Consider the following 20,601-nt stretch of genomic DNA (forward strand, 5'->3'; position numbering starts at 1 on the left):
TGAAATTTTTTCCCGAAAGGCGCTTGCAATCGCCGAAAGGACCCAGTAGAGGATCGCCACGCAAGCGGTTCTCACCGCTTCAGGCAAGCACCCGTAGCTCAGCTGGATAGAGCACCAGACTACGAATCTGGGGGTCAGGAGTTCGAATCTCTTCGGGTGCGCCACTTCCCCTCAAGGCACTACATTGCAGCCCATCGCATCGATGTTGCCGATGGATCAGTCACAGCGCATCGAAAGCGTTGCCAATCCCCTTGCTTCGCCACGGATACGTCCCGCCGACGGACATCTATCGTTTCTCGCCAATGATGACGAGATACTCACGCTTGATGTGGAGCCCGGCCTCGACCTGGTAGTGCGCGTGATAGGCGTCGACATCGCGCTTCAGCGCTGCCCTTTCGCCTTCGTTCAAGCCTTCGTAGAGCATGCGCAACGGCCCAAAGCCGCGCAGATACCAGTTCCAGATCGCCTCGACGCTTTCATGATAGGCGTTGTTGGTTCCGTGTTCGAAAGTGAGCCTGAATTCTTGCCCGAGCAGGTCTTCAACACGGGCCGGATCACCCCACGAGAGCGACGATTCCTTCGGAGGCGGCGCCTTCGTGTGCGCGCTGATTACAGCGAAGAAGCGGGCGACGGCGCCCGGCGGCGACCAAGCCGAGATGCAGAGCCGCCCTTCTTTGCGGCAGACGCGCGCCAGTTCGCTCGCCGCGCGGCGATGATCCCCGGCGAATATCACGCCGAAGGTCGAGAGCACCTTGTCGAAGCTTTCGTTCGGGAAGGGCAGGTTCTCGGCATCGGCGACGCGGAAGTCGATCGGCGGCTCGACGCCGGATGAAAGCTGGCGGGCAGCGTCGATGAGATCGGCCGAAATATCGATCGCCGTGACGTTTGCGCCGAAGCGCGCCGCATTGCGCGCGCTCCAGCCGGTGCCGGTCGCGACGTCGAGCACTTTGTCGCCGGGCTTCGGGCTCAATCGCTGGGCGGCATGCGTCAGCGCGTCGGAGATCGCGAAGCTGACAAGGTCGTAGTGCATGCCTCCTGCTCCCCAGAGTGCCGCCGCCTCCCGGTTGTGCTCCAGGATCCCATCGCTGACATGTTCCGACATGAAACCCTCCTTCGGTTATTGGGGGCGCCCATTTCACCACTTGATGGGTCTGGCGGCTACTTCACGATCTGACGCTGCCGGATCCGAGCAGAAGGAGCGTCGGCTAGATCATACTCCTCCTTCTTAAATGCGCTGGAGCGGTGATGTGGACGGAAAACCGAACATGACCGCAGACGGCGACCCGTCTCACGGCGCATCGAACTCCACGTCTCCGTCGAAATCGTAAACCGCTCGAACACTGAAAATGTGGGCCGTTTCCTCGTCAGCATTGCGTGTAAATGTGTAAGCGGCGGCGAGTTTCCATCCCGTGCCTTCGAACGGCATGCCTTCGCCATGCTCCTCGTCGGGATCATAGATGACCTCGAGGTCAGCCAGGTGCTGACGTGTGTCCGGCCCGCCGTGAACAAGATTGAGCTGCTGGGTATAGCTCGCGACATAGGTCAACGGCTCCAGCTCAAGCGCGGCCGAACCCGTGAGGACGAATGCATCGACCGGACCGCTGTCGAAATGCCGGAGATAGGCCGCCTCGCCGAGCAGCCTCAGCGTCATCTCGTTCATCTGAAGGCTTGCGGTCGCCGACGCCAGGTAGGCCAGTTCGTCTTCGGGTGTCAGCCCTTCTTCCATGTCCTCGCCGGTAGGCTCTCCGGCCCTCTGGTACCGGAAGCCCAGCCTGTAGCCGTAATCACCGTCCAGATAGCAATCACTCGGCTCCGCCCCTCTGCAGCCGTCAAGGACAAGCGAGAGCGAAGACAGGCCATCGGTGTTGCCGGCGCCGCCATCCGACAGTCGCGTCCGCCCCCGAGCGGTGAACAGGGAATCGCTGAAGATCGATCGGTCGGTGGTGAACAGAGTTGCGGCCAGGGCCTGATCCATCCCGAGACCGTCGAAGTTAAATACGACCTCGGCACCGACGCGCTCGTCCGCGTCGAAATCCGACACCAGGTCCGTGGCATTGATTCCGGGCGCGACTTCGCTGGCAAGGCTGAAGATCGTATCGAATTTTCCGGCCCTCACAGTGGCCGGGCCCGCTTCGACCGTGGTGTAAAGTTCGGCGAGGTAGGTCCCGATCCCTTCAAAAAACATGTTCTCGCCAGGCTCTGGCTCGACAACCGGCTCCGTGATGATCGACGTGACGAACCGCAAATAGTCCGTCGGCGCGAGGAACAGATCGACGGTAATTGTCGGCTGCAGTTCGTCGGACCTCAAAACAGAGGGATTGGCGGCAAACAACCAGTCATTCTGGAGCTCCGTAGAAACTTCGTAACTGGCACAGGGCGCGGTGCAGCCTTCGGCGAGCGCTGGCACGGCGTCTTCGGCCATTGCTGTGGTTGGGAGCGCCAGCAACAGCGTGCCGACGCAGGCGGAGGCGAGAAGACGCATGGCGGGCCAGTCAGCTCCTCTCGCCGTCGGCCTGGCGGGGTTCGGACTTTCCCTTGCTCCCTTCCGAATAAAGCGAAATCCGCATGATCGTCGAATACCCGGTTGACACCCTGTGGGCCGACCATAGCGCATGAAGTGCCCACCACCAATGTCGCCGCGAAAGGGAGCCAGCCGGCAGAGTGTTCCCACGAGGTCCAGTTGATCGGAATGATGGGCGGCCACCAGCATCGGAATTCGCCCTTTGTGAGGACGATCGGGCGGGCCTGCATATCTCACATCCGTAAGATGGGTCGCCCAGGCCCTTGAACCTTTGAGCCTTTCCTACGTCACACCTGCCGGATTCCCGCGAGCGGACAACCGCCGCATGTTGCTGCAGCGGCGAGCGGGCGGTTGGGGCGCGTCCGCGACGCGATCACCTCGGAGGACATGCCATGGCCATCTTACCCGATTTCGGTGCGGCGACCTTCATTCCCGGCGCGCGGATCGACAACCCTTACCTGCCGCTGATCCCCGGTCACGTCTTGAGCTACAAGGGCGATGAGATCGATCCCAATACCGGCGAGGTCACGACGGAGCGCAACGACGTCTTCACCACCTCCGCGACGTTCGAGGTCCGTGGAGTGAGTACGACGGTAATCCGCGACACGGTCTACGAGGACGACGTGATTCTCGAGGACACCTTCGATTGGTATGCACAGGATACCGCAGGCAATGTGTGGTACTTCGGCGAGATCGTCGTCAATTACGAGTACGATGACGACGGAAACTTCATCGGCGTCAATCACGAAGGCCAATGGTCGGCCGATGATCCCGGCAACCAGCCGGGCTGGGCCATGAAGGCGACCCCGGAATTCGGCACGGCCTATTATCAAGAATTCGCGCCGGGCATTGCGGAGGACGAAAGTATCCTCGCGGAGATAGGGCTCAGCATGAAGACGCCCTTGGGGAAATTCGAGGACGTAATCAAAACGATCGACAGTTCCGCCCTGTCCACCGGTGCCGAATTCAAATTTTACGCGCCCGGCGTGGGCGAAATCGCCGAGCTTGAGCTGGCGCCCGACGGCAGTATCACGTCGAAGGCCGATCTCTACCGACGAGGCGTGGTCGGCGTGGCGGATGACGACACGGACGACGTCACGCCTGCTTTGGCTTCGCTTCACGAAGGCAAGGAGGTAAAGGATCTCCCCGACATACGTGACCTTGATTTGGCGGACTTCACCGGGACCGGGACGACGAAGCAGGTGACGGTGCTCGGCGGCTCCACCGACAGCACCGACGCGCTGGGCGCCTATTTCGTGGACACCGCGACCGGCGCTATCAGCGAAGCGCGCATACTGGTATCGGATCTCTCCGATGCGTCAAACGGCGACTCGGTGGCTGTCGACGTGCCGGAAGGCCAGAGCCTGTGCCTGTTCCTGGTGCGCGGCGTGGACGAGATCGGAGTCGATCTGGAGCAGTTCGCCGATGGTGGCCTGCAGCTCAAGAACCTCCTGACCGGTGCGACGGCCAACGCGAACGATCCATTCGCGCCGACTATCATGGACGACGCCGGCAACATTCTGCCGATTCAGCCCTTGAGCGCTCTCGGGGCCGATGATGGGTCAAATCTGTTGAACCCCGCCGGCAGCATGCAGGCGATCGGGCTTTCCTCGAAGGTGCCCGGGACAGCCGGGATCGAGATCGTCGGCTTCGAAGACCGGTTGAACACCAGTCCCGACTATGACGGCGATTTCAACGACGCGATCGTTGCGGTCAGCGATATGCCGCTCCCGTCCGAGACGCTCGGTCAACTCGTTCGCGAAGCCGGAGGCGCAAAGTCCGGAGCGACGGGTGGCAGTGAGCCGATCGGCATCAGCGCAGGTGACCTCCCGGCCGACGACCGGGCCGGGGATCAGGACGAAGATCCCCTCGGAGACTGGCTTGCCGGCGACACTTTCCAGTTCGCCGACGCGGCGCCGCATGAGCGGGCCACAGATTTCGGCACCAGCGGGGGCCATTTGGTCGTGGCCGAGGATTGGGCCTTCTCTTTTGGCGAACGCATCCACGATGATTGGCTCGACGGTACCGATTTGATCGCCCCGGGCAATGTCGATGTCGCAGCCACCGGCGCCGCCTCTCTGAGTGCCGATGGTTTCTTCTTCGCCTGAGCCGCTTTTGCGCCCCGTCTGTTGCGGAGTCAGGCCTGCGGGCGCAAAATCACGACGGCACAGCAAATTGCGGGACGCCACCGTGATGAGCCGGGGAGGCGAACCATGGATTGGACCAGGGGACGTGGCCGAACGATCCTTGTCGCGGGTGCGGTATCGGCATTTGCGCTGTTGCTCGGCCTTGAGGTCGTGAAAGAGGAGGAGGAGCTAACAGTCACAGAACTGTTGACGGAGGCGGTGAGCATCGCGCTTCTCGTCGGCTGTTCGGCCTGTGTTGCGCTGCTGTCCTCTCGGCTGCGTGAGCAGGAGGCGGAAAGCTTCGGCCTACGTGACGAGGTGGCGCGCATTCGAGCACGCGATGCACAGTGGCGTGCCGACCTGGCCGATCATTTTCAGGAACTCGGTGCCGCGATCCAACGCCAGTTCGCCGCCTGGGGCTGTACCCAGGCGGAGCAGGAGGTCGGACTTCTGCTGCTCAAGGGGTTCAGTCACAAGGAGATCGCGCGCTTTCGCGGGGCCAGCGAGGCGACGATACGCCAGCAAGCGACCGCAGTTTACCACAAGGCAGAACTCTCCGGCCGGGCTGCGCTTTCTGCCTATTTCCTCGAGGAACTCCTGATGCCGCCCGGGCAAACATCGCAGCCCCCGGCACGCGGCGATAGCCGTGCTCGTGCCGAAATGTCGGAAGCTACCGATCGCATCCTCCGGGCCGAGCGCGGCACAAGCGCGCCGTAACGTCGATCGGAGCTACCAGACGAAAGGGATAAGGCGATAGCGAACGCGCGCTGCATAGTCGTCATATCCCGCGAGCCCGGTCCGAAGCGCCTGTTCCTCGATCCGGATGCGAATTGCGAGCAAGGCGGTCAACACAAACACCGCCCCGAGCCCCCACCAGGAGCCGAGGAGCAGCGATGTGCCTGCGACGAAGATCAGGGCGCTGGCGTAAAGCGGATGGCGGACGTGGCGATATGGCCCGGTGGTGATAACCCTTTGTGCCCGCTCCTTCTGGATTTTCACGACCGGTGCCGCGAAGCTGTTTTCCCTGAATGTCCAATAGTTGAGCCAGATCGAGAGCAGGAGCGCCAAGGCGCCGAGCACCTGCACCCATGGCGGAGCCGACGACCATCGGAACCGCACGGCATCCAGCGCCATGAACGCAAATGAGCCGAACAGGAATAGAAAGATGATCGTGAGGAGCACCTTGTCCGCGAAGGGTTGATCTTTCTGGATCGGTGCCGATAGCCGTTCTTTGAGCAGTTCCGGATCATGCCGGGCGAGTGACAGTCCGGCGATCAGCGAGACCGTCAGCATCATCGCGAGGAAAACCCATCCGGCTGGCCAGGCGAGGGTTCCAGCCGATGCGAAGAGCACCATTGCGATGATCCCGAACCAGATGAGGGTTTGAACGATCAGCCTGACGACCATGGTCACGCTCCAGATGATTGTGCGACCTACACAGTGGAGGACTTTTCCGCTCGCCTGAAGAGACTTTTCCGCCGATCGACACTCCTTCTCGACACGTTCGAAATCTGCCCTGCGACGGCTCAAGCGGAGCTGTGATGGCAGTCGCCTTCACGCTGTCGTGTGCAGGTCGCTGCTTAACAACCCTTTGCTCGATACCCATATAAAAAGCGTGCTTCCCGACGCCGGTCCGCCGGGAAGGAGGGCTTTATGTATCGCTATATGATGAAGGAACTCATGTTCGTCATCGTCGGGCTCGCTGTCTTCTCGACGCTGATGCTGCTTTTCCTTCTGTAAACATTGTGAAGACGTCGGCGTCAGCCTTTACCGAGCTTTTCAAGCGTCCTCGGATCCCTCTCCCCGTCGAAATAGCGCTCGAGCGCCCTTGCGAAGACGCCGACCGTCGGGCCGGCGCTTTCGAACAGCGTCATCGACGAGCGAAACTTGAGGTCATCCGGTCGGCCGAAAATCTCGAGCGCCGATCGGCCCAGAACGGCATTGACCGCCTCCGTGCATTCAAGAATGCGGTGGCCAAGCAGCGGATGCCTGAGATAGGCGCGCGCCTCGTCCAGGTTCGCGAGCGCATAATATTGCGCCGTCGGTGAATGGCCGAGGCCCTCGATCTGCGGAAAGATGAACCACATCCAATGGGTTCTCTTAGCGCCGGCGGTGAGTTCCGCGAGCGCGGCGCGATACGTGCTTTCCTGCGCTTTCACGAAGCGCTCAAGATCGAAGGCCTCTTGCATCGGCGCCTTCCTTCCGGCGCTCCGCGTCTTTCCGCAGGGCGCCGGTGCTCTACCATCTCTGATGAACATGAACCTTGATCAGCCGCTCGTAAAGCACGGCGATCGCGGCCAGGGTCGCATTGTCGGGTGCCGAAACCGCGCTTGCCGCGGCGTTCGACTGCGCCTGCGCCTCGTTGCGGGCGCCGGGGATCACGACAGAAACCGCCGGCTGCTCCAGGATCCAGCGTAGTGCGAACTGGGCCATCGGCACATTGGCCGGCACCAGCGCGCGCAACTCTTCCACCGCCTCGAGCGCGACGTCGAAAGGCACGCCTGCGAAGGTTTCACCGACATCGAAGGCTTCGCCGTGGCGGTTGAAATTGCGGTGGTCGTCAGCCGCAAAAACCGTGTCCTTGCCGATCTTGCCGGTCAGCAGGCCGGAGGCGAGCGGAACGCGCACGATGACGCCGACATCCTTCCTCCGCGCCTCGGCGAAGAACAATTCCTGGGGACGCTGACGGAAGATGTTGTAGATGATCTGAACCGTGGCGACGCCCGGATAGTCGATCGCCTTCAACGCTTCCTCGACCTTTTCGACCGAAACGCCGTAGTTGCGGATCTTGCCATTGGCGACAAGCCGGTCGAGCGCCTCGAAGACGTCCGGGCGATAATAGACATCCGTCGGCGGGCAGTGCAGTTGCACGAGATAGAGCGTCTCGACGCCGAGATTCTTCAAGCTGCGGTCGATGAAGGCCTCGATATTGGCGGCCGTATAGCCGTCGGCGACATGCGGATTGAGTCGGCGGCCGGCCTTGGTGGCAACGAAGGGTCTTTCGCCGCCGCGCTCCTTCAGCACCGTCGCGATGATCTTTTCCGAACGCCCGTCGCCATAGACGTCGGCCGTGTCGATGAAGGTGACGCCGCTGTCGAGCGCGGCGTGAAGCGCGCGCTTGCCGTCTTCTTCGCTGACGTCGCCCCAGGCCCCGCCGATCTGCCAGGCGCCAAAGCCGACTTCCGAGATCGTTGCACCCGTTCGTCCCAAAACTCTCGTTTTCATCTCGATGTCCTCGTCGTGTTCTGCGTCGGTGTGACTTCTATGCTGGTTGTACTTCGCATGGAAGTTCAGTTTTCGAGCGAGACGATCGCCTTGCCGCGACTGAGATCGGTGACGAGTGCAACGACCTCCGTCGCGATGTCCTTCCGAATATCGGCCGTCAGGACCGCCCCTCTATCGGTGAATGTTTCTCCGGCAAGAGCTACGCCGCGGGCCGTCAGTCGCGCTTTGATCAGGGCAAGATCGGCAAAGTCGCAGACGATCGTCGCGCGCTGCGTGTCGACGAGTTCGGCCTTTTCGGCAGCCCTCAGGCAGAGTGCAGCGGTGCCGCCATAGGCGCGGATCAGCCCGCCGCTTCCAAGCAGGACCCCGCCGAACCATCGGGTGACGACGACTGCGACGCGATCGAGCGATTGGCCGTCGATCGCCGCAAGGATAGGCTTGCCCGCCGTCCCGCTGGGTTCTCCATCGTCACTGAACCGATAGGTCTGGCCGATGCGCCAAGCCCAGCAATTGTGATTGGCGTTCGGGTCGGAATGGGCCGCGAGAAAGGCCTTTGCCGATTGCTCGTCCTCGACCGGGCCGGCGATCGCCAGGAACCGGCTTTTCTTGATTTCCTGTGTCGAGGTCTCGATGCGCTGGAGCGTGAACATCCGCTGCTTCCGTTTTTCAGGCGGTGATAGCGGATTGGGGAAGGGGGCGCTAGCGGGGCGCAGGTCATCGGGTCTGCCCCTCATCCGCCTGCCGGCACCTTCTCCCCGCAGGCGGGGAGAAGGGACTCGCGGCACGGCCTCGCCCTTCGCAAAGCCGCAGAGTGATACCGTCGGCGTGAGCACGTCCCCTCTCCCCGCATGCGGGGAGAGGGTTAGGGTCAGGGGCAAATCGGCGCCCTTAGCCGATCGCCATCAGGCTGGCGTTGCCGCCGGCCGCTGCGGTGTTGATCGACGTCGAGACCTCTTCCAGGAGCCAGTTGAGGCAATAGGCGTCGGGGTTGCGGACGATCTCCTCCTTCGACGCAGCCTGGACGAGCACCAGCGGACCGGGTAGTCCCGCGATCGCCTTGTTGACGACGCGGACGCGTTCGGCGTCGCCCTCGACGACGGCGCCGGCGAAGGGTCCGTCCGCGGCCCAGTCCTTCGACCAGGAGAGACGCGCGGCGACGCTCTGGGGCAGGTCCTTGAGCGAAGGCTGCAGGCCGGAGGCGGCGTCGATGACGACGCTGTTGCCGGTCGCGAGCGCGGCGGCGAGCTGATGGTAGAGGCCCGTCTCGGTCTCAGGCACGAGCAGGATGCGACCGCGCGGGTGGAGCGCATAGAGATTGCGCTCACCGACCGGCCCCGGCAGCTCCAGCTCAAGCCCGAGCGCCGAACTGCTGCCGGCATTGCGTGCCGCTTCCGCTTCGGCCGTCGCGCCGCGGCCATCGAGCCACTTGGCGAAGTCGAGGAGGGCAGGATCCGTATGAACCGAGCTGTGCTGCGGCGGCACCGGCGCGGTCGTCACCAGCCGGCCGAGATAGAGCGGGCCGCCTGCCTTCGGGCCGGTGCCGGAAAGGCCGCGCCCGCCGAAGGGTTGCACGCCGACGACGGCGCCGATGATGTTGCGGTTCACATAGAGGTTGCCGGCCTTCACGCGGCTCGTCACATGCGCGATCGTCTCGTCGAGGCGCGTGTGGAGGCCGAATGTCAGCCCGTAACCGGTGGCGTTGATGTCATCGACCAGCCGGTCGAGATCATCGCGGCGGTAGCGGATGACGTGAAGCACCGGCCCGAAGACCTCACGCTTGAGATCGGAGAGCTTCTGAAGCTCGATGATCGTCGGCGGCACGAAGGTGCCTTGATCCGTCTCGGCGGCAAGGCCGATCTGCTCCACCTTGCGGCCAAGCCCGCGCATCGCGTCGATGTGCTTCTCGATGATGCCCTTTGCCTCGGCGGTGATGACCGGGCCGACGTCGACGGAAAGGCGGTCGGTGCGGCCGATGTTCAGTTCGTGCAGCGCCCCCTTCAGCATATTGAGCGTGCGGTCGGCGACGTCCTCCTGCAGGCAGAGCACGCGCAGCGCCGAGCAGCGCTGGCCGGCGCTGTCGAAGGCTGATGCGATCACGTCGCCGACGACCTGCTCGGCAAGCGCCGAGGAATCGACGATCATCGCGTTCTGGCCGCCGGTCTCGGCGATCAGCGGGATCGGCCGTCCGGCAGGCGAAAGCCGGTCGGCAAGCTGCGCCTGAATGAGGCGCGCGACCTCCGTCGAACCGGTGAACATCACGCCGGCAATCTCCGGTGCCGCGACCAGCGCCGCGCCGACACGGCCATCGCCGGGCAGGAGTTGCAGCACATTGGCCGGGACGCCGGCCTCATGCAGCAGGCGGACGCCTTCGGCGGCGATCAACGGCGTTTCTTCCGCCGGCTTGGCAAGCACCGGATTGCCCGCAACGAGTGCGGCGGCAATCTGGCCGGTGAAGATCGCCAGCGGGAAGTTCCAGGGGCTAATGCAGACGATCGGCCCGAGCGGCTTATGGGCTGGACCGAGCGTGCGGCGCGTCTGTTCGGCATAGTAGCGCAGGAAGTCGATCGCCTCCCGCACCTCTGCGATCGCGTTCGGCAGCGACTTGCCGGCCTCGCGGGCGATCAGCCCAAGGAGCGTCGGCATGCGCGCCTGCATCAGGTCGGCCGCGCGGTCGAGGCAGGCGGCCCTCTCCGCCGGAAGGACCGCGGCCCATGCGTCGGCAGCGTCGAGAGCGAGGCGGGCCGCGCGCTTGGCATCCTCGTCCGAGGTTTCCGTCACCGAACCGACGATGTCGCGGTGGTCGCCGGGGTTGAGGACCGGGCGCGTTTCGCCGGAGGCCACGCCGGTCGCGAGTTGCGGCACGGCTGCCCAGGTGGTCGCGGCGCTCGCCTTCAATGCCTCCGTCAGCGAAGCGAGGCTCTCTTCGTTCGAAAGATCAACGCCGGCGGAATTGGTGCGCGTCTCGCCGAAAAGCTTCGCCGGGAAGGCAATCTGGTCGTGCTTTGCTCCGACCACCGGCATGGAGCGGACGATTTCCACCGGATCGGCGATGAGCTCGTCGACCGAGACCTTCGGGTCGGCGATGCGGTTGACGAAGGAGGAGTTTGCGCCGTTTTCGAGCAGGCGGCGGACGAGGTAGGCAAGCAGCGTCTCGTGCGTGCCGACTGGCGCATAGATGCGGCACGGACGATTGAGATTGGCGCGGCCGACGACCTCGTCATAGAGCGGCTCGCCCATGCCGTGCAGGCACTGGAACTCGTATTTGCCGACCTGAAAATCCTTTCCGGCCATGTGGTAGATCGTAGCGAGCGTCTGCGCGTTGTGGGTGGCAAACTGCGGGAAGATCACGTCCGTCGCCGAAAGCAGCTTGCGGGCGCAGGCGATATAGGAAACGTCAGTATGGATCTTGCGGGTGAAGACGGGGAAATCCTCAAGCCCGTCGAGCTGCGCGCGCTTGATCTCCGCATCCCAATAGGCGCCCTTGACGAGGCGCACCATGATGCGCCGGCCCGCGCGGCGCGCGAGGTCGATGATGAAATCCAGAACGAAGGGGCAGCGCTTGCCATAGGCCTGCACAACGAAGCCCATGCCGTTCCAGCCGGAAAGGTCGGCGTCGAGGCAGAGCTCTTCGAGGAGATCGAGCGACAGCTCCAGCCGGTCGGCCTCCTCGGCGTCGATGTTGAGACCGATGTCGTATTTCTTGGCGATGAGCGCGAGCGCCTTAACCTTCGGCAGCAATTCGCCCATGACGCGGGAGGCCTGCGCGCGCGTATAGCGCGGGTGGAGCGCCGAGAGCTTGATCGAGATGCCGGGGCCTTCGTAGATGCCGCGGCCGGCGGAAGCCTTGCCGATCGCGTGGATCGCGGTTTCATAGTCCTTGTAGTAGCGCTCCGCATCAGCCGCCGTGGTCGCCGCTTCGCCGAGCATGTCGTAGGAGTAGCGGAAGCCCTTCTGTTCGAGCGCCCGCGAGCGGCGCAGCGCCTCGTCGATCGTCTCGCCGGTGACGAACTGCTCGCCCATCATCCGCATTGCCATGTCGACGCCGCGGCGGATCACCGGTTCGCCGCAGCGCGCGATGAGCCGCGACAGCGCAGCAGCAAGGCTGCGGTCGTTGACGGTCGAGGTCAGCTTGCCGGTGACGACGAGGCCCCAGGTTGCGGCGTTGACGAAGAGCGAACGACCGCCGCCGAGATGCGACTTCCAGTCGCCGTCGGCGATCTTGTCGCGGATCAGCGCGTCGCGGGTCGCCGTATCGGGAATGCGCAGCAGCGCTTCCGCAAGGCACATCAGCGCCACGCCCTCCTGGCTCGACAGCGAATATTCGTGCACGAGCCCCTCGACGCCCGATCCCTTGTGCTTGGCACGGAGCGCCTCGATCAGCTTGCGGGCGGTTTTGGCGGCGGCATCGCGGATTTCCTTGGGCAGCGTCGCCGCCTCGATGAGCGCCGGCAGGCATTCCGTTTCGGGACGGCGATAGGCGGCGGTGATAGCCTGGCGAAGCGTGGTTTGCGGCCGGATCGGCGGTGCGAAGTCGGCAAAGGGCGCCGGCGCCGCGTCCGTGGCTGGGGGGGATTTTTGAAGCTTGGTCTGGCTCATCGAACGGAGTCCTCCACGGAGCGGTAACGGGGCGCCTGGCACCCCTGATTTCGTGGGCAGAAAATACGCTTGACAACGCCGAACATCCATCCGGCAAATTTCACCGTTCTCGGGATATTTCGCTATCGACCCGCCAGCAAACGGCGGAACATGCGGAGTGTCGCCGTCAGTGCCGAATGATCCGGGGTCAGGCGGCTGCGCCGAAATGGCGTGTGCGCGCGATCAGACATTCGTCGTCACCGGGCATACATGTGCGGCACACGATCGGTCGTACCGCATAGATCTTGCAAGCGACGAAGCGGCCGAGAGTGCCATCGAGCGCCGTGCATCGATCGTTCTCGCAACGCATGCCGCCGAGATCGGCAGCGACATATTCCGCCGGAATGCGATCGAGTTCCTCGTCTGTCTCCAGCGAGAAACGCGGCCAATCGGCCGAATAGGCACAACAGGCGCCGCAGCTTTGACAGTCGAAATCCAGGCTGGATGAAACGGAATGGCTCATGGCCCCAGCCTAACACGAAGGCAGTGGCGTCGAAATGGTCGTCACGCCATTGCCGCGTCGCGCCGGGCAATTTCGTAGTCTTCCGTGTGGACAATGACTCCGTCACTGGTAATGAGGATGATGCCATAGGCCGCCGGCTCGTCGACGGAGAGCGAGGCGTCGGGCGTATCGAAGGGCATCGGTTGCTGATGAACCGGGCTCTTGAATATCGAGAACGGAATGCCGTGGCTCGAGCCGCTGATCGTGCGATGAACATGACCGGCGAAGATGTGGCGCACGTTGCCGTGGCGTTTCACGAGTTCGTAGAATTCCTGCCCGTTGACAAGGCGGATCATGTCGATGCTCGTGAAGCTGGTCATATGCGGAGGATGGTGCATGAAGATCAGCACCGGCCGGCCGCCGGCCTCGGCGAGTTGCCGGTCGAGCCAGGCAAGGCGCTGTTGGCAAAGATGCCCAGCGTGGCTCACCGGATAGTCGTAAGGCGGCGCGAACAGCGTGTCGAGCAGCACGGCGCGACAGTCGTCAAAATCGATGACCTGCTGGACGAAGCCGTTCTCATCGGTTGCCGCGCCGGAAAAAACATCGAGGAAAACCTCGCGTCTGTCATGATTGCCGATCATCATCGCCGCCGGCGGAACGAGTTCACCAAGAAGTACCTTCAGGCGCTCGTAGGACGGTCGGTCGGCCCCGTGGGTGAGGTCTCCGGCAAAAATCACCCGATCCGCATCCGCCTGGTAACGATTGACGTGAGCGATCCCGCAGGCGAGCCGCCGATAGGGATCGAGCCCGATGATCGTCACACCTTCGGGAACCATATGCAGGTCGGTGAAGAGGATGAACTTCGTCATGCTCGTTCCGGTGATAGGCGGTACTTTCACGCTCCCGCGCCGCGGCACAACCGTCAAGCGGCAACTTTGGGTGAATGGGCAACAGGTCGATGTACTTGTCGAGACGGTGTCGTCGGCCGTCTTGCAGCAGGCCAATGAACACTGTATGCAACATCACCCCGTCTGATATATCAGGCGGCGGCGCCGACCTGGTTCGAGATCGGTGAACGGCGAGAAGACGCGATATCCGGAGATAGGTCATGAGATGGAAGCGCACGATCCAGTTGCTGGACGTTCATTGCGAGGGTGAGATCGGCAAGGTGGCGATCGGCGGCGTGCCGAAAATCCCGGGCAACTCGATCGCCGAGCAGTTGAACCACATCAACACGGTCGACGACAGCCTGCGCCGCTTCCTTTGCCTTGAGCCGCGTTCCGGATCGATCGGCTCGGTCAACCTGCTCGTGCCGCCGAAGCGGCCGGAGGCCGATGCCGGTTTCATCATCCTTCAGGCGGATCAGGCCCATGCCATGTCCGGTTCCAATTCGATCTGCGTGACGACGGCCCTGCTCGAATCCGGCATGATCGAGATGAAGGAGCCGGAGACGGTGGTGGTGCTCGACACGGCGGCAGGCCTCGTCAAGGCGACGGCCACCTGCCGCGACGGACGGTGCGAAAGGGTGAAGCTCACCATGGTGCCGTCCTTCGTGCAGGAGCTCGATGTCGAGGTCGAAACGCCGGAATGGGGCCGCATCAAGCTCGATCTTTGCTTCGGCGGCATTTTCTATGCGCTGGTCGATGTCCGCCAGATCGGCACGACGATCGAAAAGGCGAATGCGCGGCTACTGGTCGAGGCGGGCATGCTGCTCAAGGACCTCGTCAATCGCACGATCCCGGTCGTCCATCCGGAAATCCCCGAAATCAGCGGCGTCGCCTATGTGATGTTTCGCGATACCGAGGCGGATGGCATGGTCCGCACCTGCACGACAATGTGGCCAGGCCGCGTCGATCGCTCTCCTTGCGGAACCGGCAGCTCGGCCAACCTCGCGACGCTTCACGCGCGCGGCCAAGTCAAGCCGGGCGACGTGCTGAAATCCCGGTCGATCATCGGCTCGGAGTTCGAGGTGGGGCTCGAGGGCGTGACGACGGTCGCCGGCCGGCCGGCAGTCATTCCGACCATCTCCGGTCGGGGCTGGACGTTCGGCCTGCATCAGGTGGCGCTGGATCCGTTCGATCCGCTCGCCGAAGGATTTGCGCTGACCGATACCTGGGGGCCGCAGGCGGGCGAGATCCGCTGAGGCCCGATCGTGCGGCGGGCATTATCCCGCCGCGCACAGATGGTGTCTTCATTTGGACTGGTCCATCTTTGCCAGCATGGCGGTGCGCAAAACGCTGCCGGTGGCGATCGGGTCGAGCTTTTGTTGCCCAAGCGGATCGCCCCGATTGGCTGCCTGCCTGAACAGTTCCTGTGCGGCGACAGGGTTGCGCCGCACGCCTTCACCGCTTTCGAACATCAGGCCCAGATTGATCATCGCGTCGACATTGCCGCGCTCGGCGGCGAGCCCGTAGAATTTTGCGGCCTCTAGATTGTCTTCCGGCACCGCCTTGCCCTCGTCGAGCATCACCGCCAGATTGAATGCGGCGACGTCGTCGCCGGCGATCGATGCCCGCTCAAACCAGCGGATTGCAAGCGCGCCGTCAGCGGCAGTACCGACACCGTCGCGATAGGCGACACCGAGATTGTAGGCGGCGAGGATGTTTCCGGCTGCAGCTGCTCGCTGATAGAGGTCGAACGCCGTTTGCGCTTCGCCCGCCTCGGCAAGCAGGGCGCTGTAATTCACCATGGCGAGCGCATGACCGCCGCGCGCGGCTTCCTCGAGGATGCGGCGCGACTGGACTTTCTGCCCGGCCTTGTCGAGGACACGCGCGAGCTGGAATTGTGTGCGCGCATCGCCATTCTGGTTATAGGCTTCGCGGCAGGCGGAAAGCGCGATACCGATGCGGATATCTTCCGTGGAAACCGCCGGGAACGATCTGTTCCGCTCGAGGTCGAATTCGCTGCCCGCTTCCCGGTCGCATTGTTCCGCGGCGGTCAGGTCGGAAGCGCGCGCCGCGGGCAGCGCGATCGCAGCAAACGAAAGGAGCATGATGGCCGCCAACAGCAGGACGTTGGCGATGCGAATGCACTGATTGATCCGGTTGCTCATGACGGTTTCCCTCTTAGTACCCCCATCCTACGGCGGTCGCTGCGCCGGCCCTGTTCCTGGGGAAACAGCGGCGCTTCACATCGGGCGGCGAAGTCGCGGGGGGGAGGCGCCTGCGTCGTGCAAAGGCGAGATGCGTCTTGCTTCGCCTATGCGTGCGGTTATCCTCTGAAACGCCGGAGGCTCGAACAGGGAGCGTTGCGGGAGCAGCGAGCAAAGCCGATGCGGCAGATATTTGTGAAAAGGCGTTTTTTTGTCGGCGGCCTGATGCTGGCGGCGATCGCCGGCCGGTCGGCGCGGGCGGCGCCCAATTCCGTGGTCGGCAAGGCGGAAAAGATACGCGGCAATGTACGCCGTCGGCAGGGAGAGGACGATGCGCGGCTTGCCGTCGGCAGTGACGTTCTCGACAACGATTATGTGTCGACGAGCACCAACAGCTTTGCCGATTTGGCGCTCAGCGAGACGCGCATCCTGCTCGGTCCGCAAACGGAACTCTTGATCGACAGGTTCATCGCCGGCCAGGGTGGCACGCTGGAACTCGGTCTTGGCCGGATGGTATTCGACCGTCCGGAAGGGCTTTCGAAGGTGAACGTGGCAGTGCGCACGGCTTTCGGCATGATCGGCGTGCGCGGCACGAAATTCTTCTGCGGCCCGAGCAGGGCCGCCTTTGCCGTCTTCGTCGAGCGTGGAGCGGTCTCGGTCCGGGGCGGCGGCGTGACGCGCACGGTTACAGCCGGCCAGGGCGTCGACTTCGACCGGCCCGGCGCAGCGCCGTCGGAGCTGACAAACTGGGGGCAGGCCCGCATCCGGGAAGCCTATGCAAGCGTCGGCTTGTAACGCACGCCGTCACGCTGCCGTTGATGGCAGGTCGGCGACTGTGAAAAGCTCCATCGGTCCGAAACCGCGGATATCGTGGCGTCCGAGCGCCTGGAGAGGCACGCCCGATTGGGCCGCGGCCGCCGGCCCGATGCAGATTGCCGTTCCAAGGAACTTGTTCGCGTCCTGAAGCCGCGCCGCCAGGTTCACGGCGTTGCCATGAGCGGTGTAGTCGAGCTTGCCACCCGCGCCGACCTCGCCGAGTACGGCAGGCCCGGTTTCGACGCCGATCCGGGTTCGGCCGAAGCCGTTTTCTGCAAATTGGGGCCGCCGCCGCATTTCTTCGGTCAAGGCGTGGATCGCGACGGCGCATCCGATCGCCTTGTCGACGTGATCGTCGAGGTCTTCCGGCGCGTTGAAGAGCGCATGCACGGCATCGCCGACCACCTTGTCGACCATGCCGCCATAGCGCGAGACGAGCGCGTTCACCTCCGCGAAATAGATGTCGAGGAGGGCCACGAGCTCGTGAGGGCCGAGCTTGTGAGCGAGGGTCGAGAATCCCTCGATATCGGTGAAGAGCGCGGTGACCACGCGCTCCTCGCCGGCGACGCGTCCGGCATTCGGCTGGTCGATGTAGCGCGCGACGACGGACTGCGGCAGGTATTGCGAGAATTTCTCCCGGGCGATCGCCTCGGCGCGGCGTACATGGGCAAGGTGCAGCGCACTCGTTACCACGAGCACAGCCATTAGCGCCGCACCGATGCCGACGGCATCGATGAGCCAGCCGGTCGCGGCATAAATCCCGCCGGCGCCGGCGACGACGAAGAGCAGGGCGAGAAGGCCGAAGACAAGGGTTGCGAGCGGCCGAAGCCGCGTCGCGCAAACAGCTGCAAGCGTGCCGGCAGCGAAGCTGAACAAGGCTTCCAGCAGCGGCAGCCCGCCATACCGATAGGGTACGAAGCCGGTAATGATGGCGTTGGCGATGTCGGCGTGGATCTGCACCGAAGGCTCAAGCGGCATCGAGGCGCTGGGCCTCAAACCGCCGAGGCTCGGCATGCTGCTGCCGATGAAGATCAGTTTTCCCTCAAGGCGGTTCCGGTCGGCCGTGTTTGCCATGACGTCGGCAGCCGAGAGCGTGCGTGCGGCAATTGCATCTTCCGAGCTTGCGACGAAGCGCAGGTTGCCCGCCTCGTCGAGGGGGATGACGGCGTGATCGAGCCGGAGCCAAGCAGGCTCGCCGCCAAGCACCGGCGTGCTGCTCCCGGCCGCGAGCCGTCCCGCTTCGATCGCAAGCGCCGGATAAGCGTCGTTGCCGAGGATCGTGAAAGCCTGCGCGCGGCGCACGCGCGCATCCTCGTCGCCGACGAGAAATCCGGCGGTCGCCGCTTTGGACGAGTCCATGAATGCCGGGCAGGACGTCTCCGCCCCTGCAATGAACCAAGATTCCGGCACCGCAAGCGGGCGCCTGAGCGCAAGCGGAGGAACGGGACGCGGATGCTCCAGCGGACGGTCCGCGGCGAGAAAGCCCAGAACGACAGGCGCCTCCGCGATCGCAGAAGCGAGCGCGACATTGCCGGCGGCGTCGGTCTCGCAATCGGAGCTGAAGACGAAATCGACCGCGATCACCTTCGCTCGCGCCGCGGCCAGCCGCGATATCAGCGCCGCCGTCGCCGCCCGGTCCCAGTTTCCGGAGCCGAGCGCTTCATGCGCCTTGCGGTCGACGTCGATAACGGTGATGTCCGGTGACCGGGGCGAGGTCACCCATTGCGTGAGGTTGTCGAAGAACAGTTCGCGCGGGGTTTTGAAGACGGTTTCGCCATAAAGATAGAGAAGCAGCGCCACCGCCAGGCTTGCGACGATCCCGCCGAAGAGCGGGGTGACGCGATGGCGGCCGCGGTGCTTCGCGCTCAATCGAGCTAGCCCTCCTCCGGATCGGCGACATTCAGGAGGCGATCGACGTTGCAGCAAATGATGCCGTCCGTGCGCTTCAGCGCACCGCATTCCTCAAGCGAGAGAATGGCGCGATTAACCTTTGGCCGGCTTGCGCCGAGAATGGCGGCGATGTCGGTCTGGCTCAAGGTCAGCCGCAGATTGGCGCTGCTCGGTAGCTCGTGGCCGTGGATCTGTTTGAGCGTTGCCAGGAAGAAACGGGCGACGCGGGCGTTGAGGTCGTAGAGCGCGATCGTTTCCAGCCGCTCGGTGGTATCGCGAAGCTGCGCACAGAGAAAGCGGATCACAGCCTCGGCGATCTGCGGCCGGTGGATGATGAGATCGAGAAAGGCCTTCTTGCCGATAACGTAGCCTTCGGATGCGATGACCGCCGTCGCGTCGGCCGACCGCGGCTGGCCGTCGAGCAGAGCCATTTCACCGAAGAGGGCGCCCCCCTCGTGCTGGCGCAGCATCAGTTCGCGGCCCTGGGGTGTGAAGAGCGAGAGCTTGATGCGGCCCGAAACCACGACGACCATGTAATTGCCTTCGTCGCCGCGCTGGAAGATGACCGTTCCTGCCGGCCATCTCCGGTACGTGGCGATGCCGGCGAGCTCCATCAGCGTCTCCTTGTCGAATTCCTCGAAAATCGGAAAGGATCGCCAGAAGGCCGGACTTCTGTTGACTTCGCTCATAAGATCTCCCCTGCGTTCCCTGCAACGCCTTGAAATTCTTCACCCAGTCCGTCCTTCCTTGCAACAGAAAAGAGTTGCTTGGATGGGAGAGTGGTTGACGATGGCTCGCGGCTGTCTCCATATTGTGAACGATGTGTTGTCGGTTGTGCAACTAGATGTTTTTGAAAATGTTGATATTTCTGGTGCCAACACCCTTCCAACAGGAGCCTCGCGCATGTCTCAGAATGTTATCGTCCTCATCGGGCGCATCCTCCTTTCGATCATGTTCATCATGTCCGGCTTCGGTAAGCTGGCCGATCCCACCTCAACCGCCGGCATGATTACCGGCGCCGGATGGCCGGCTCCGACCGCGCTCGCCTATCTCGCCGGACTGTTTGAACTCGTTGCCGGCATCGCGGTCCTCGTCGGTTTCCAGACCCGCATCGCGTCCTACCTGCTGGCCGCATTCGCGCTGGTTACCGGTCTCGTCTTCCACAGCGGCGCCATCAACGTTCCGGACTTTCCGGCGGCTGCCAACGGCCTGCTGACGGTCTTCAACCAGATCATGATGATGAAGAACATCACGATCGCCGGTGCCTTCCTGGTGCTAGCCGCCTTCGGTCCGGGCGCTCTTTCGGTCGATGCCCGCACTGGAAAGGTTCTCGCCACCGCATAAGGCGTGACGAAAAACGTTTCTGACCAAAAACAAAGAGCCCGCCGGCTGTCCCGGCGGGCTCTTTGCATTGTCGCGTTCTGTCAGGGATAGATGACGCCCTTGCGGAGAATGACGTTGCCGTAAAGGCGCGGCTCGCTGGTCTGCACCACCGTATGGGCGGCTTTAACGCGCGGATAGAAGTCGGCGCCGAGCAGCGGCACGACGTTGCGTGACGGCTCATGCCTGCCGCAGCATTCGATGATTTCCCGATGCACGGGGTCCAGCGCCTGCTTGTCCTGCTTGACCGTGGCGCGGAAGATCGCCTCGGGCACGAAATCATCGATCGGCAGGACGCTCAAGATTGCGTCGAGCACCGGGATAAGGCCGTGTCCGTCGAGCCGGACAAGGCGACGCGCGTGCTCCTGGCCCGGATAATTGCCGTCGACGAGCGCGATCTCGTCGCCGTGACCCATTGCCCTCAGTGCCGCGAGAAGTTCCGGGCCGAGCAGCGGGTTTATTCCTTTCAACATCA

At 63.5% G+C, this 20,601-nt stretch carries 19 protein-coding genes, 1 tRNA gene and 1 pseudogene; 7 read left to right on the forward strand and 14 right to left on the reverse strand.

What is annotated here, in order from left to right:
* Positions 1-87: 87 nt before the first annotated feature.
* Positions 88-164 (forward strand) — tRNA-Arg (locus tag QA637_RS00465).
* 122 nt (positions 165-286) lie between these two features.
* On the opposite strand, the gene QA637_RS00470 is transcribed toward QA637_RS00465, so the two are convergent.
* Both QA637_RS00470 and QA637_RS00475 read right to left on the reverse strand, forming a co-directional pair.
* A complete protein-coding gene (locus QA637_RS00470) occupies positions 287-1,102 on the reverse strand; it encodes a class I SAM-dependent methyltransferase (protein ID WP_283062889.1) in 816 nt (271 codons plus the stop codon).
* Between the two features lie 186 nt (positions 1,103-1,288).
* Entirely contained in the window at positions 1,289-2,482 is a 1,194-nt protein-coding gene (locus tag QA637_RS00475) for a hypothetical protein (protein WP_283062891.1), read from the reverse strand.
* Between the two features lie 431 nt (positions 2,483-2,913).
* Here QA637_RS00475 and QA637_RS00480 point away from each other — a divergent pair, with 431 nt between their 5' ends.
* Together QA637_RS00480 and QA637_RS00485 are read left to right on the forward strand one after the other, a co-directional pair.
* A complete protein-coding gene (locus QA637_RS00480; protein WP_283062893.1) occupies positions 2,914-4,629 on the forward strand; it encodes a hypothetical protein in 1,716 nt (571 codons plus the stop codon).
* Between the two features lie 105 nt (positions 4,630-4,734).
* The gene (locus QA637_RS00485; protein WP_153438739.1) at positions 4,735-5,364 is read left to right on the forward strand and encodes a helix-turn-helix transcriptional regulator; all 630 of its coding nucleotides are present in this window, start codon (positions 4,735-4,737) and stop codon (positions 5,362-5,364) included.
* 12 nt (positions 5,365-5,376) lie between these two features.
* Here QA637_RS00485 and QA637_RS00490 read toward each other — a convergent pair whose 3' ends face one another.
* The 7 genes from QA637_RS00490 to spdA form a co-directional block, all read right to left on the reverse strand.
* Positions 5,377-6,054: a methyltransferase family protein gene (locus QA637_RS00490; RefSeq protein ID WP_283062894.1), complete on the reverse strand. Its 678-nt coding sequence runs from the start codon at positions 6,052-6,054 to the stop codon at positions 5,377-5,379.
* Positions 6,055-6,407: 353 nt separating this feature from the next.
* Entirely contained in the window at positions 6,408-6,836 is a 429-nt protein-coding gene (locus QA637_RS00495; protein ID WP_283062896.1) for a DUF1810 domain-containing protein, read from the reverse strand.
* 49 nt (positions 6,837-6,885) lie between these two features.
* On the reverse strand, positions 6,886-7,872 hold the full coding sequence (locus QA637_RS00500; protein ID WP_283062898.1) for an aldo/keto reductase: 987 nt from the start codon (positions 7,870-7,872) through the stop codon (positions 6,886-6,888).
* A 65-nt stretch (positions 7,873-7,937) separates the two neighbouring features.
* Positions 7,938-8,522 carry an IMPACT family protein gene (locus QA637_RS00505; protein WP_283062899.1) on the reverse strand — a complete coding sequence of 195 codons (585 nt, stop codon included), beginning with the start codon at positions 8,520-8,522 and terminating at the stop codon, positions 7,938-7,940.
* 238 nt (positions 8,523-8,760) lie between these two features.
* Positions 8,761-12,468, reverse strand: a complete 3,708-nt coding sequence (putA, locus tag QA637_RS00510) for a trifunctional transcriptional regulator/proline dehydrogenase/L-glutamate gamma-semialdehyde dehydrogenase (RefSeq protein WP_283062900.1) — start codon at positions 12,466-12,468, stop codon at positions 8,761-8,763.
* A 187-nt stretch (positions 12,469-12,655) separates the two neighbouring features.
* Positions 12,656-12,970, reverse strand: coding sequence for a YkgJ family cysteine cluster protein (locus QA637_RS00515; protein WP_283062901.1), 315 nt, complete (start codon positions 12,968-12,970; stop codon positions 12,656-12,658).
* Positions 12,971-13,011: 41 nt separating this feature from the next.
* Positions 13,012-13,818 carry a 2', 3'cyclic nucleotide phosphodiesterase SpdA gene (spdA, locus tag QA637_RS00520; protein WP_283062902.1) on the reverse strand — a complete coding sequence of 269 codons (807 nt, stop codon included), beginning with the start codon at positions 13,816-13,818 and terminating at the stop codon, positions 13,012-13,014.
* Between spdA and QA637_RS00525 the strand changes: the two genes are divergently transcribed.
* Complete coding sequence (locus tag QA637_RS00525; RefSeq protein ID WP_283062903.1) at positions 13,805-13,984, forward strand: hypothetical protein; 180 nt, start codon at positions 13,805-13,807, stop codon at positions 13,982-13,984. The genes spdA and QA637_RS00525 overlap by 14 nt on opposite strands.
* A gap of 73 nt (positions 13,985-14,057) precedes the next feature.
* Positions 14,058-15,092 (forward strand): proline racemase family protein, encoded by a 1,035-nt coding sequence (locus tag QA637_RS00530; protein ID WP_283062905.1) that lies wholly within the window; start codon positions 14,058-14,060, stop codon positions 15,090-15,092.
* 48 nt (positions 15,093-15,140) lie between these two features.
* Here the strand turns inward: QA637_RS00530 and QA637_RS00535 are convergent, their stop codons facing one another.
* Complete coding sequence (locus QA637_RS00535) at positions 15,141-15,416, reverse strand: tetratricopeptide repeat protein (protein WP_234886853.1); 276 nt, start codon at positions 15,414-15,416, stop codon at positions 15,141-15,143.
* Between the two features lie 42 nt (positions 15,417-15,458).
* Positions 15,459-16,001, reverse strand: a pseudogene (locus QA637_RS30960) (SEL1-like repeat protein); the annotation flags it as partial.
* Positions 16,002-16,220: 219 nt separating this feature from the next.
* Here QA637_RS30960 and QA637_RS00545 point away from each other — a divergent pair.
* Positions 16,221-16,835, forward strand: coding sequence for a FecR family protein (locus tag QA637_RS00545; protein WP_283062906.1), 615 nt, complete (start codon positions 16,221-16,223; stop codon positions 16,833-16,835).
* Positions 16,836-16,844: 9 nt separating this feature from the next.
* On the opposite strand, the gene QA637_RS00550 is transcribed toward QA637_RS00545, so the two are convergent.
* Both QA637_RS00550 and QA637_RS00555 read right to left on the reverse strand, forming a co-directional pair.
* Positions 16,845-18,725: a CHASE2 domain-containing protein gene (locus tag QA637_RS00550; protein WP_283062908.1), complete on the reverse strand. Its 1,881-nt coding sequence runs from the start codon at positions 18,723-18,725 to the stop codon at positions 16,845-16,847.
* A gap of 5 nt (positions 18,726-18,730) precedes the next feature.
* Positions 18,731-19,435 carry a Crp/Fnr family transcriptional regulator gene (locus QA637_RS00555; protein ID WP_153438712.1) on the reverse strand — a complete coding sequence of 235 codons (705 nt, stop codon included), beginning with the start codon at positions 19,433-19,435 and terminating at the stop codon, positions 18,731-18,733.
* Positions 19,436-19,649: 214 nt separating this feature from the next.
* On the opposite strand from QA637_RS00555, the gene QA637_RS00560 reads away from it, so the two are divergent.
* Positions 19,650-20,090, forward strand: a complete 441-nt coding sequence (locus tag QA637_RS00560) for a DoxX family protein (RefSeq protein ID WP_153438710.1) — start codon at positions 19,650-19,652, stop codon at positions 20,088-20,090.
* An 80-nt stretch (positions 20,091-20,170) separates the two neighbouring features.
* On the opposite strand, the gene QA637_RS00565 is transcribed toward QA637_RS00560, so the two are convergent.
* Entirely contained in the window at positions 20,171-20,599 is a 429-nt protein-coding gene (locus QA637_RS00565; RefSeq protein ID WP_283062911.1) for an RbsD/FucU family protein, read from the reverse strand.
* Positions 20,600-20,601 lie beyond the last annotated feature (2 nt).

The sequence above is a fragment of the Sinorhizobium terangae genome (assembly GCF_029714365.1).
Lineage (GTDB): Bacteria > Pseudomonadota > Alphaproteobacteria > Rhizobiales > Rhizobiaceae > Sinorhizobium > Sinorhizobium terangae.

Excerpts from the sequence above, each read along its gene's own strand:
- QA637_RS00555 (WP_153438712.1), bottom strand. The coding sequence starts at position 19,435 with ATGAGCGAAGTCAACAGAAGTCCGGCCTTCTGGCGATCCTTTCCGATT.
- QA637_RS00525 (WP_283062903.1), top strand. The coding sequence starts at position 13,805 with ATGAACTTCGTCATGCTCGTTCCGGTGATAGGCGGTACTTTCACGCTC.
- QA637_RS00515 (WP_283062901.1), bottom strand. The coding sequence starts at position 12,970 with ATGAGCCATTCCGTTTCATCCAGCCTGGATTTCGACTGTCAAAGCTGC.
- putA (WP_283062900.1), bottom strand. The coding sequence starts at position 12,468 with ATGAGCCAGACCAAGCTTCAAAAATCCCCCCCAGCCACGGACGCGGCG.
- QA637_RS00490 (WP_283062894.1), bottom strand. The coding sequence starts at position 6,054 with ATGGTCGTCAGGCTGATCGTTCAAACCCTCATCTGGTTCGGGATCATC.
- spdA (WP_283062902.1), bottom strand. The coding sequence starts at position 13,818 with ATGACGAAGTTCATCCTCTTCACCGACCTGCATATGGTTCCCGAAGGT.
- QA637_RS00505 (WP_283062899.1), bottom strand. The coding sequence starts at position 8,522 with ATGTTCACGCTCCAGCGCATCGAGACCTCGACACAGGAAATCAAGAAA.
- QA637_RS00470 (WP_283062889.1), bottom strand. The coding sequence starts at position 1,102 with ATGTCGGAACATGTCAGCGATGGGATCCTGGAGCACAACCGGGAGGCG.
- QA637_RS00530 (WP_283062905.1), top strand. The coding sequence starts at position 14,058 with ATGAGATGGAAGCGCACGATCCAGTTGCTGGACGTTCATTGCGAGGGT.
- QA637_RS00565 (WP_283062911.1), bottom strand. The coding sequence starts at position 20,599 with ATGTTGAAAGGAATAAACCCGCTGCTCGGCCCGGAACTTCTCGCGGCA.
- QA637_RS00495 (WP_283062896.1), bottom strand. The coding sequence starts at position 6,836 with ATGCAAGAGGCCTTCGATCTTGAGCGCTTCGTGAAAGCGCAGGAAAGC.
- QA637_RS00480 (WP_283062893.1), top strand. The coding sequence starts at position 2,914 with ATGGCCATCTTACCCGATTTCGGTGCGGCGACCTTCATTCCCGGCGCG.
- QA637_RS00485 (WP_153438739.1), top strand. The coding sequence starts at position 4,735 with ATGGATTGGACCAGGGGACGTGGCCGAACGATCCTTGTCGCGGGTGCG.
- QA637_RS00535 (WP_234886853.1), bottom strand. The coding sequence starts at position 15,416 with ATGCTCGACGAGGGCAAGGCGGTGCCGGAAGACAATCTAGAGGCCGCA.
- QA637_RS00475 (WP_283062891.1), bottom strand. The coding sequence starts at position 2,482 with ATGCGTCTTCTCGCCTCCGCCTGCGTCGGCACGCTGTTGCTGGCGCTC.
- QA637_RS00545 (WP_283062906.1), top strand. The coding sequence starts at position 16,221 with ATGCGGCAGATATTTGTGAAAAGGCGTTTTTTTGTCGGCGGCCTGATG.
- QA637_RS00560 (WP_153438710.1), top strand. The coding sequence starts at position 19,650 with ATGTCTCAGAATGTTATCGTCCTCATCGGGCGCATCCTCCTTTCGATC.
- QA637_RS00500 (WP_283062898.1), bottom strand. The coding sequence starts at position 7,872 with ATGAAAACGAGAGTTTTGGGACGAACGGGTGCAACGATCTCGGAAGTC.